We start from the raw sequence: 10,819 nt of genomic DNA on the forward strand, positions 1-10,819 counted from the left end.
GCGTCCGGTTGACCGCACCCGGCGCCGCGAATTTAATTTGCAATTGCGGTGCCCAGAGAAATTGATGCGGAGTTGCGTGTTTTTCTCTTTTTGCTTCCCACACCATTAGGCTCTTTACCCGTGTCCAACGTCGCTTCGATTCGCAACGCCCTGATTTCTGTCAGTGACAAACTGGGACTGGCCGATTTGGCGGCCGGCCTGCAACGGGCCGGGGTGACCATCTACAGTACCGGTGGGACCCGTCGCCACCTGGAACAGTCCGGTGTCGATGTTCTGGATGTTGCCGACTACACCGGATTTCCAGAAATGCTCGATGGACGTGTGAAAACGTTGCATCCAAAGGTTTTTGGTGGCATTTTGGCGATCCGTGATCGCCAGGACCACATGGATGCGATCGACGAACATGACATCGTCCCGTTCGATCTGGTGATTGTGAACCTGTACCCCTTTGCTGCGACGGCTGCCCGCTCGGGTGTCAGTTTCCAAGAATGTGTCGAACAGATCGACATCGGTGGCCCCAGCTTGGTTCGTGCGGCTGCGAAAAACCACAACGACGTGGCGGTGGCGACCAGCCCGGAACAGTACGGTGAACTGCTGGAACAACTCGATTCGACCGGCGGCACCACGCCAGAGTTCCGCAAGCAATTGGCCGCCGATGCGTTTGATCACACCGCCGCCTACGATCGTGCGATCGCAGATTACATGCGTGGTGATTCGTTGGCCGGCGAATTTCCTGCATCGATGCACTTGGCCCTGAGGCGAAAAACACAATTGCGTTACGGCGAAAACCCACACCAGCGAGCCGCACTCTACGTCGATCCGACCGTCCGCAGCGCCAACCTGGTCTCGGCCCGCCAGATCAGCGGCAAAGAGCTTTCCTACAACAATCTGCTAGACCTGGATTCGGCATTGGAAATTGTTCGTGGGATGTCCAGACCGGCGGTTTCAGTGATCAAGCACAACAATCCCTGTGGTGCCGCGACTGACCAAAAATTGGTTGATGCCTGTCGCAAGGCGCTTGCCGGAGATCCGTTGAGTGCGTTTGGTTCGGTGCTCGGATTCAACAAGACCGTTGATGTCGCAACCGCCGAATTACTCTGCGAACCAGGATTGTTCATCGAAGCGATCGTGGCGCCGGACTTCGAAGCCGGCGCGGTCGGGTTGTTGACCACGCGGCCACGCTGGCGCGAAAACGTCCGGTTGATGCAGGTCGGAATCTTGGATGATCCGCCACCGGCGATCCAGCGCCGATTCATCAGCGGCGGCATGTTGGTCCAAGAAACCGATCGGATGACCAGCCCTCGCGCCCAATGGGTGACGGCAACGGACACCAAAGTCGACGAGGAATTGTGGGATGACATTGTGTTCGGTTGGGAAATGGTCCGGCACGTGAAAAGCAACGCCATCGTTTTGGCCGCCGACACCTCGCTGGTCGGCGTTGGCGCCGGGCAGATGAGTCGTGTCGATAGTGTCGAAATCTCGATCGAAAAAGCCGGTGATCGTGCCAAGGGTGCGATCCTGGCTTCGGACGCCTTTTTCCCCTTTCCCGATTCCATTCAGGCTGCGGCCGAAGCTGGAATCGTGGCGGTGATCCAACCGGGCGGATCGCGGCGTGACGACGAAGTCATCGAAGCCTGTGACAACTACGAAATCCCGATGATTCTGACGGGCCGCCGGCACTTCAAACACTGATGACCATACTTGATGAAATCCTGATCAAGACGCGACAGACGATCGCTCGTGATCAATCTGAAGTGAGTGCCAACCGGCTGGAATCCGAACTAGCGGATCTGCCGTCCTGTCGTGATTTTCATGCCGCGCTGGCTGCCGGTGATCAAGTCAACTTGATTGCCGAAGTCAAACGCGCCAGCCCGTCGGCCGGACTGATCCGTGACGATTTTGATCCCGTGCAAATTGCCCAGTGCTACGTTGCCGGTGGGGCTGCGTGTATCAGTGTGTTGACTGATGAACCGTTTTTCCAAGGGTCGTTGCAGTTTCTGCGTGATGTTCGAGCCGCAGTAGACATTCCGCTGTTGCGCAAGGATTTCATTGTCGATCGATACCAGTTGTTGCAGGCCCGCCATGCCGGGGCGGATTGCGTGCTGTTGATCGCCGAGTGTTTGACAGCGGATCAGCTGAAACGGTTGCATGAGCAAGCCGCTGAGCTGGGGATGCAAACCTTGATTGAATTGTTCGATCCTGCGAACTTGGACGCCGTCCTGGCGACGGGGACCCGATTGGTTGGTGTCAATAATCGTGATCTGCGAACGTTTCAAACCTCGTTGCAGCACACGTTGGACCTGTGCCCGTCGATCCCCGACGACCGGCTGATCGTTGGTGAAAGCGGGATCCGGCAGCACGCCGATCTGCAATCGCTGGCCACCGGTGGTGTCAAAGCGGTCCTGGTCGGCGAGTCGTTGATGCGGCAACCGGATATCACCCAAGCGACCAAGTCGTTGCTGGGGCGATCTTAGACAGGATGATTCATCAGCCGTTGTGCGATAGCGTGAGGGCTGGTTAGCGAATCGGAAACGGGGTTAGCGGCACCGCAAAACCGACGCGTGGTTTGCGAAAATGATTCAGGAGGGCCCGCTGGGGAGAGTTCGCCGGGCGGGTTTCGCTGTCGGACGAGACAAGCGTCCGTTGCGGATCCAAGCTCAATTGTTCGGTCGGCGCTGCGATCGTGGGAAACGGGCAAGCCGTTTGGCGGCACTGCACGATCTGTTTGACCGGCACTCTAACGGAGGGTCGTAGCACTGGTCCGGCCATTTGCAACGTGCAACGTTTGCCGGCTGGGCGGCAGAACACGGTTTGCAGATCGGGGAACGCCAGGTCATCGACATGGGGCGAGAGGCTGATCAAATGATCGACCTGGCCAGCGACAAACTCTTGTTGTTGTCCCGCTCGGACTTGGTCAGCAGGATCATCCGCCATCGACATCACGTGACAGCGAATGCCAGCCTGTCGCAGCAGCAGGTACAACAAATCGGCATCACGTCGGTTGTCGCTATAGATCAATGATTTGCCAAATCGCTGGGGGGCGTTGATCAACCAATGGGCGATCTCGGCTGGGGTGTACTGATCGAGAGTCAGGTGTCGATAGCGGCTGAGATAGCCCTGTTCGATCAGAGTTGCGGTTGGTTGCGAACGGATCATGCCTTGGGCTGGCCAGTGTTTGTGATCTAGCCAGCGATTGCGATCGCCGCGGCCGGGAGAGGTCGACAGGCCGATCGTCCAGTGTGGCTGGTAGTGATCGCGCAGCGATTCGATCGCGGCGCCGTCTTCTCGTTCGACGGCATCGATGATCAACAGATCCATAGGCGTTTCCTGGCGATCGTCAATGGCCAGGGTTTGCAGGCGCACGCCCAAACCACGGGCACGATTTTCGGCGCTGGCTTGGGTCCGTCGGTCGGGGCGGCGCGATGCCCAGCCGACGCGACATCCGGTGCTGCGTTGCAATAACGTGGCGATGGTTAACCCCATCAGCATTTTTCCGCTGCCGTGGGGGCTGTCGATCAGGACGCGATCCAGGGGCGCAATGTGATGGCCCTGGTCGTCCCGGGCCACGCCGCCGAGCAGTTCGATCGCGCGACAGACGACGTGTCGCTGATAGGGTCGCGATTGTAAATCACACACCGCCAAAATCGCCGCCAAGGCGCCACCGGTGCCGGGGGCCAGCATCGGCAGCCGCTGAGGGGTAAAATGGCGTCGATTCAAAAACGCGTCGTAGTAGGGAGGCTGTACATTTTTCATCATCAATCGTTCCCGGCTTGCCTGTGTGCAATAAAGGACTGTCCGTCGGTGCTGTCTTGATGATCGCAGCGGTTGGGACACCTCCGGTCACGCCCCTCATTTGGGTTGCTTTGCGATGGCCAGCTAGCGAGCGAAGAATGCCAAAACGTTGCCGATTTGCCCGGTCTACGAAGCCGGGGGATCCTGTTATGATGCACGCTTCGTTGGGCTACACATTGAGAGTCCAGACACCGTTCCTTCCCTCGTGATGAACGGCGATTGCTTCCAAGCGAGTGGGTGGATTCGTCGAATCGAGTCGATCCAAACGCCTTCCCAAGGACCTTTCCAATGCATCGTTGCTTGCTGGTGATCACCGTCGTTTCCATGATGACGCTGATGACACACGCACAAGACCAAACTCAATCAGAAGGCTCCAACCAGGAGATCGCCAAAAAGAATCCCGTGGGATATTTTTTGGGTGTCTCGATGGGGCAACAACTGCAACAGCAAGGTCTGACCGCGGAAGATTTTGACACCACCGCCTTGGCCGCCGGCATCGCCGATGCACTTTCACGCGGCGACCTGGGGTTATCGAACGAGGAATTGCAGGCGGCACAAACGCAATTGCAATCGATCTTGACCGCTCGCCACAAAGAACTGCAGGCCGAAATGACGAAAAAGGCCGAGCAGAATAAGCAAAAGGGCGCGATGTGGTTGGAGCAAAACTCGAAGCAAGACGGCGTCGAGGAATTGGCTGGCGGAATGCAGTACAAGGTGCTCAAAAAGGGCGACGGTGGATCGCCCAGCCAATCGGATAAAGTCCGCGTTCACTACACCGGCAAACTGATCAATGGCGACGTTTTCGATAGCAGCGTCAAACGCGGCGAGCCGGCTGAGTTCGTCGTCGGTGGAGTCATCAAGGGCTGGCAGATGGCGTTGCAAAAGATGAAGGTCGGCGACAAGTGGATGTTGTACATCCCATCGGATCTGGCCTACGGCGAACGAGGCAGCCCAGGCGCGATCGGCCCGAATGAGGTGCTGATCTTCGAAGTCGAATTGCTAGAAATTCTCTAGCCACAGCCGCTGCAACCGGCACAGGAGCTGCCGCACCCGCCACCGCTGCTGGTGCCGCACTCCGGTCCACAACCGTCCGACAGTAGCTCGGACAGGTGATTGGTCCGCACAATGGATTCATACTCGCCGGCGATTTCGTCGGCGATTTTTTGTGCGCCCGTATCGACCTCGCCCAGCAGATGCATGATCAGTGTCCCGCCGTCGAGCAGTTGGTCAACGTCCAACAGCGTGACCTCGCTGTGCGATTGACTCAGCCGATTTCGACAGGATTCGATCGCCTGGTGCTTATAGCGTTCCAACCGCTGGACCAGCATCTCGTCCGAATCGGTCGTCGGCCGGATGATTCGGTAGTGGCCGGGATCGGTTGCGGTGGTCGCGGCAACCCGGTGACAGGGCGAAACGACTTCCGCCACTTCCACGCCACGGGGCGATCGCACCACCACACGACGGCCGCGGTCCAGCGGAATCAGCGCAGTCCCCAAGCGGATTTCGCCCAGCGATCCGATTCGTAAAAAGTAATGTGTCACTTCAGTTTCCGGCTCTCTGCGAGAGCGCTTTGATCTGCACGCCTTGCCGATCAGCCGCCGGCAGAAGAACATAGTGATTGATTTGACGTTCCATGGCAAACCGACGCAGTTAGATAGGCCTGATATGGCGACTGACCTTAGCACCACCACCCCCAACGACCCCCCCGCTACCACGCCCTTGCCCTACGATGCCTGGGTCGACCGAATCCTGGCCGGTGGCGAGTTGAATCGAGACGAGGCGCGACAGATTTTGGAGTCGCCGGACGACGATGTGCTGCGGTTGTTGTCGGCCGGTTTTCGACTCCGCCAGAAATACTTTGGCAAAACCGTCCAGTTGTATTTCTTGATGAATGCCAAAAGCGGGCTGTGTCCGGAAGATTGTCACTACTGTAGCCAATCGAAAATCTCCGAAGCCCCGGTTCCAAAGTACAACATTCTGCGACGTGATGCGTTGATGGACGCCGCCAAGGTCGCCGCCGAGCGCGGTGCCAAGACGTATTGTTTGGTGATTTCCGCGCGGGGGCCGAACGAGCGTGAGATGAAAGCGGTGGAAGAAATCGTGCCCGAGATCAAGCGTCAGTACAACTTGGACGTCTGTGCCTGTCTGGGATTGCTCTCACGCGAACAGGCCGATCGATTGAAAGCCTGTGGCGTAGACCGGGTGAACCACAACCTGAATACCGGCGAAGAATACTACGCAGAAATCTGCACCACGCACACCTACGCTGACCGTGTGCAGACCCTGCGGCATGTCCGCGACGCAGGGATGGAGATGTGCAGCGGCGGGATCATCGGCATGGGAGAAACCTATGACGACATCATCTCGATGGCCTACGACCTGAAAGAGTTGGGTGTGCAGTCGATTCCGCTGAACTTTTTGAACTCGATCGACGGCACGCCTCTGCAAGGCAAAGAAGACCTTAGCCCACAGGATTGCCTGCGGGCGTTGGCGATGTTCCGATTCGTCAATCCCAGTCGTGAACTGCGAATCTCGGGTGGACGCGAAATCCACTTGCGCACTCTGCAACCACTGGGGCTGTATGTCGCCAACAGTGTTTTTGTCGGCGACTATTTGACGACCCAGGGCCAAGCCCCCGACGAGGACTACCAGATGATTCGTGATCTGGGGTTTGACGTCACTACGTCGGTCGGCGAGTAGGCAGCCATTGGCTATCGGCCCTGGATCACTTCGTCACATTGGCGGTGATGCCGGGCCAGTCATCGGTGCGGAACGGTGTCAGCGGCAGCCCTTCGCTGCTTTGCACGTTGCAGACCGGGTTGTTGGCCCAGGCGTAACGGGCAGCGACCGGCTGGCTAATCGACTCCGCTGACACTTCGATGGTGTTCTTGCCAGTGATCTTGGCTTGGGCAGGGACGAATTTTTTGTCCGCCGCAGCGATCGTGAATCCCAATGGTTCGCGAACGTCAAAGGTGTCCAGACCGCCGCCGATGTGATCAAACTCCAGCACGATCTTGCCGTCTTTGACCGACATCGATTTGTAGGTCGGACTTCGATGCGGAATGTCGTAGCCATAATCCTTGGCCAGTGCCCACCGCGCCAGACGTTTGCCGACATCTTGTTTGTTCTTGGGGTGGATGTCCGATGCTTCACCCAGATTCAAGATGACCGCTTCGCCGGTGTCCGGCAGCTTTGACATCGTCATCGTTTGTGCTTCCCGCAGTTCCGCCCAAGCACTGTCGGCGGGTTCGGCCGATTCGGCCATGTAGTCAGCTAGCTGTACCCAATAGAACGGCAACTTCTCTTGATCCCACTCATCACGCCAGTTTTGGATCATCAATGGGAACAGGTCGCGGTACTGATAGGCTCGACCGGCATTGGATTCACCCTGGTACCAAATCACTCCGCGCAGGGAGTATCCGATCACGGGGTTCAGAACACCGTTGTACAAGTTGGCCGGACGGTGTTGGTTGGTCAGCGGGTTTCGCGGCGCTCGGGGCTGGTTGCCCTGTTTGGTTTCCTGCCATTTTTTAAGTTGTTCCTTGTACTTGGCCACCGCAGCATCGTGGTCATAACTGGACTCTGTCTCGCGCCAACGAGCCAGTAGGTCGTCGAAGGTGCCGGCGGATTGCAGCACGTCGCGGCGCACCCATGCTTCGGCCGATGACCCGCCCCATGAGTTGTCGATCAAGCCGACGGGGACACCCAGCGTTGCCTGCAGCTGGCGGCCAAAGAAGTAGCCGACCGCAGAAAATTGTTTCACCGATTCTGGTGTGCAGGCTTCCCAGTGTCCATCGAAACTGGTTTGCAGTTCCTGCGTTCCGACTTGGGGAACGGTGATCAGGCGGATGTTCGGATTGTTGGCTGCGAGTGATTCCAGATCCGCATCGTTGGCTTGACCCAACGCCCACTGCATGTTGGATTGGCCACTGCACAACCAAACCTCACCGATCAAAACATCTTTGAATGTTTGCGTTTCACCGCCGGACTGAATCGACAGCTCGTGTGGCCCGCCGGCTTCCATCGTTGGCAATTTGACGTCGAACCGACCGTCGGCATCGGACGTGGCTGTTTCGGTGTTTCCGGCCAACGTGACTTTGACTTCACTGCCAGCATCGGCCCAACCCCATACATGGATTGGTTTTTCACGTTGCAAGACCATCGAGTCGCCGAAGACGGCGCTCGTTCGAATCTCAGCCTGTACCGGCAGAGCAGCCAGCACCACGGCGAAGGTGGCCAATAAAAATGTTTTCATGATGAAACTCCGGGAGGTTCAAACAGGTGGGGGCGGGGAGGGAGTGTGAAACGACGCCGCACATGAGCCGCGGGCGCCAGGGCGGTATCATAGATGATCCACCGCGCCAGAGTGGCGGCGTACGTTTCTTTGCCCATCGGATTGGCCGTCGACTCCTATCTAGACCGTCTGTCGATCCGTTGAGGTGGCCTTCTAGGAGCTAGCGGAGGCTTGATGGCGTGTCGATTTGTGTCGTCTCAAGACTCCGTGCCTTCGTGCCTCAGTGAGAGCCGCCGCACCAATCGATCTCACGGAGGCACCGAGGCACGGAGAATGAATGGTGATTCAAACAAAGCAATTGATGACCAGCCCTCGTTTCGGATGCTTCGTTGGTGTGGAGGATTTATCCGACCAAGCATGACGCATCCTCCTTTTGATTCCGTCGGATAAATCCTCCACACCAACGACGGCAAACAGCCTGAAGTCACTTTCAGGTTAAAACCGTCAGGGAAGCGACAATACAAAACGCACCGGCAGTGATGGCCAATGGATCTGGCACATTCGACTGGCCACACGAGGTCCACCGTCGCCATGACCGAGTTACCCCCAATCCACCGAGCCTGCGAAACTGCCGCCCGTCGGCATCACGCAACCGGTCTGCGCCGACACAGGTCGATCAGCGAGAAACAGACTTCCAAGTGTCGGTCACCTCGCTTCGAAACGCCACCAACCCTTCCCACATGCCTGGGTTCACTCAAGCGAGTTCCTGCAGATCCAGTCACACGCGGCACAAAAACTCGCCCTCCGCACTGCAGCATCGGGTGTGAATCCCAACGGGGCGTCGCCGACTCCGGCCTTCTTGAACAGAGAATTTGAGCATCGGCTCGTCCGCTCAAATCGCCAGCCCCTCTTCAAGATCGATAGAGAACCAATGCCAACACCACCGTGCTTTCACGCGATGTCAAATTCTTATTGGTGATCCGCCGCTACTCGATCAAGCGGGGGAAAACACACCCGATAAGATCATTCGATCGTAGAACTCAACGGTCAATGTATCAACAACGACAGCGATGTCTTCTGGGCTTTCCAAAAGCGATGGAACATCAGGTGCAGCAGCAACTAAAATTGCATGCCTTTCGCAGAGTTGCGCAAGCGAAGCCCCGACCAAGTATTCAGCGACGCAACGAGTCGATGGGGCAAAGCGGAGTGGTTCGTTAGTAACGGACAGTGTAGTAAAGTCGTCGCCCATGTTAAACACGGATGTAACCTGGGTCTCGTTTTGGGAGAGATCCTCAGTTTTAGCGAACAAAGATGTAAGGAATGATTGCTTGGATTTATGAATCATCCGTAAACTGACTGTCGTGACCTCGACGCCCTGGGATCTCTTGACAGTGCAAAGCTCACCAGCGTACCCGTACCTGGCGGCATCTGCCTTGAATGCAATAAGGTCATCATGAAATTCTTGCGGGGTGTCGATGATCCTGAAAAGTTGGCTCAACATCGGAACAGGGGCGTCAAAAACCTGCTTTACCCAATGCTTCAATTGCAGTTTTATCGCGAACCACTCAATCGCACCACGGACTGGAGAGTCACAAACACGGCGAAACTCGCCGAGACCAAGTCTTGAGTAGTCCGCAACGTATTTCCCTGCGAGTGTCGATCCATTTGCGAATCGCTGGCCGGGTGGGTCATAGGGATTCAAGCTAGACATTCTTTGGTCGGATAACGGCGGCGAGCGACTCAACAACTGCGAGAACGGCGACCACCGCCGCTCCGTCATCATCGCATTGTTACCCGCTATTTGATGTTGAATCTCTGTTGTCGTAGTCCCGCGAAACGTAGTTCACGCCGGTTGTGAAATTTTTCCGCATTGCCAAAACGGGAAGCAGGAAGAGAACACAAGCAGGATACATAATGGGAAAGAACAGTAGGACGAGCAGGAATATTTGAGGGTCAAAGCGATCGCGTGATGTTGTCAATGCAACGGTGAAAGACCAGAAAAGCCAACCGAGGCCCAGTGCAAAATATCCTGTACGGCGATCAATCGCTTGTGGCACGAGGGTTGATGCAAAGAATACACCGAGACAGACTGCGGGCACGAAGCAAATCAATGCCACGGTCCAGAGTCCGGTCTCAGCAAATCGATTTTGGGTTGGGCTCATGAGTTCGGTGTGGCCGACGCCTCTCGACGCTTAAATTTTGTAAGCTTTCAGTCGGATAACGAAATGCGATCTATCCGGGTACCGAGGTACCCGGATAGATCGGGCGTTGAACTTTGTCGACCATCAGTGGGTCGGGTTGGCGGGGAAGCGATCCGCGTCAGAATGATTCTATCGCAAAGGATCGCTATGATGCCATTCCCGCAGGAGACAACGGCAGCGGAGGCGATGCTGCTGCGGGAAATGATTCCTTTTCACCTTCTACATGCGTTTCTAGGTACCAATCGGTCTATCCCGCACCCATTGCCTCGTCCCAATGCTATCGGAACGCCTACAACGGAAGCTCCGCATACCACCCAGACATCGCTGATCCTCACGCTGAGATAAATCCCGCCAACGGATCCGATGATGCCAGAGTTTCTCGGCAACGCAACGTGCGGGCAACCGCACCGTCGACCGATTGCTATCTCATCTCCGTGCCTTCGTGCCTCTGTGAGAGACGCCGGACCAATGGATCTCACGGAGGCACCAAGGCACGGAGAATCAAAGTTGATTTAAGTAAAGCAATCCATGACGGACCGCGGCTCTGGATCGCCCCCCTCGTTTCAGATGCTTCGTTGGTGTGGAGGATTTA

The 10,819-nt window shown here is 56.7% G+C and carries 9 protein-coding genes; 4 read left to right on the forward strand and 5 right to left on the reverse strand.

All coding sequences use genetic code 11. The features are described from left to right. The first annotated feature begins 120 nt into the window (after nucleotides 1-120). Nucleotides 121-1,692: a bifunctional phosphoribosylaminoimidazolecarboxamide formyltransferase/IMP cyclohydrolase gene (gene purH / locus NHH03_RS01450; protein ID WP_253153935.1), complete on the forward strand. Its 1,572-nt coding sequence runs from the start codon at nucleotides 121-123 to the stop codon at nucleotides 1,690-1,692. Next, a complete protein-coding gene (trpC, locus tag NHH03_RS01455) occupies nucleotides 1,692-2,474 on the forward strand; it encodes an indole-3-glycerol phosphate synthase TrpC (RefSeq protein WP_253153936.1) in 783 nt (260 codons plus the stop codon). The genes purH and trpC overlap by 1 nt, the downstream gene beginning before the upstream one ends. 43 nt (nucleotides 2,475-2,517) lie before the next feature. Here the strand turns inward: trpC and NHH03_RS01460 are convergent, their stop codons facing one another. After that, nucleotides 2,518-3,756, reverse strand: a complete 1,239-nt coding sequence (locus tag NHH03_RS01460) for a helicase (protein WP_253153938.1) — start codon at nucleotides 3,754-3,756, stop codon at nucleotides 2,518-2,520. A gap of 324 nt (nucleotides 3,757-4,080) precedes the next feature. On the opposite strand from NHH03_RS01460, the gene NHH03_RS01465 reads away from it, so the two are divergent. Further along, on the forward strand, nucleotides 4,081-4,806 hold the full coding sequence (locus NHH03_RS01465; RefSeq protein WP_253153940.1) for an FKBP-type peptidyl-prolyl cis-trans isomerase: 726 nt from the start codon (nucleotides 4,081-4,083) through the stop codon (nucleotides 4,804-4,806). Here the strand turns inward: NHH03_RS01465 and NHH03_RS01470 are convergent. Further along, on the reverse strand, nucleotides 4,803-5,333 hold the full coding sequence (locus NHH03_RS01470) for a hypothetical protein (protein ID WP_253153942.1): 531 nt from the start codon (nucleotides 5,331-5,333) through the stop codon (nucleotides 4,803-4,805). The two genes, NHH03_RS01465 and NHH03_RS01470, sit on opposite strands and share 4 nt — an antisense overlap. Nucleotides 5,334-5,457: 124 nt before the next feature. Here NHH03_RS01470 and bioB point away from each other — a divergent pair, with 124 nt between their 5' ends. After that, a complete protein-coding gene (bioB, locus tag NHH03_RS01475) occupies nucleotides 5,458-6,492 on the forward strand; it encodes a biotin synthase BioB (RefSeq protein WP_253153943.1) in 1,035 nt (344 codons plus the stop codon). A gap of 25 nt (nucleotides 6,493-6,517) precedes the next feature. Here bioB and NHH03_RS01480 read toward each other — a convergent pair whose 3' ends face one another. From NHH03_RS01480 to NHH03_RS01490, 3 genes are all read right to left on the reverse strand, one after another. After that, nucleotides 6,518-8,047 (reverse strand): sialate O-acetylesterase, encoded by a 1,530-nt coding sequence (locus NHH03_RS01480; RefSeq protein WP_253153945.1) that lies wholly within the window; start codon nucleotides 8,045-8,047, stop codon nucleotides 6,518-6,520. A 973-nt stretch (nucleotides 8,048-9,020) separates the two neighbouring features. Continuing rightward, on the reverse strand, nucleotides 9,021-9,728 hold the full coding sequence (locus tag NHH03_RS01485) for a hypothetical protein (RefSeq protein WP_253153946.1): 708 nt from the start codon (nucleotides 9,726-9,728) through the stop codon (nucleotides 9,021-9,023). Between the two features lie 88 nt (nucleotides 9,729-9,816). Beyond that, nucleotides 9,817-10,188 carry a hypothetical protein gene (locus NHH03_RS01490; protein ID WP_253153947.1) on the reverse strand — a complete coding sequence of 124 codons (372 nt, stop codon included), beginning with the start codon at nucleotides 10,186-10,188 and terminating at the stop codon, nucleotides 9,817-9,819. Nucleotides 10,189-10,819 lie beyond the last annotated feature (631 nt).

This window comes from Stieleria tagensis, assembly GCF_024129865.1.
GTDB lineage: Bacteria > Planctomycetota > Planctomycetia > Pirellulales > Pirellulaceae > Stieleria > Stieleria tagensis.

Excerpts from the sequence above, each read along its gene's own strand:
- trpC (WP_253153936.1), top strand. The coding sequence starts at position 1,692 with ATGACCATACTTGATGAAATCCTGATCAAGACGCGACAGACGATCGCT.
- bioB (WP_253153943.1), top strand. The coding sequence starts at position 5,458 with ATGGCGACTGACCTTAGCACCACCACCCCCAACGACCCCCCCGCTACC.
- NHH03_RS01480 (WP_253153945.1), bottom strand. The coding sequence starts at position 8,047 with ATGAAAACATTTTTATTGGCCACCTTCGCCGTGGTGCTGGCTGCTCTG.
- NHH03_RS01465 (WP_253153940.1), top strand. The coding sequence starts at position 4,081 with ATGCATCGTTGCTTGCTGGTGATCACCGTCGTTTCCATGATGACGCTG.
- NHH03_RS01460 (WP_253153938.1), bottom strand. The coding sequence starts at position 3,756 with ATGATGAAAAATGTACAGCCTCCCTACTACGACGCGTTTTTGAATCGA.
- NHH03_RS01490 (WP_253153947.1), bottom strand. The coding sequence starts at position 10,188 with ATGAGCCCAACCCAAAATCGATTTGCTGAGACCGGACTCTGGACCGTG.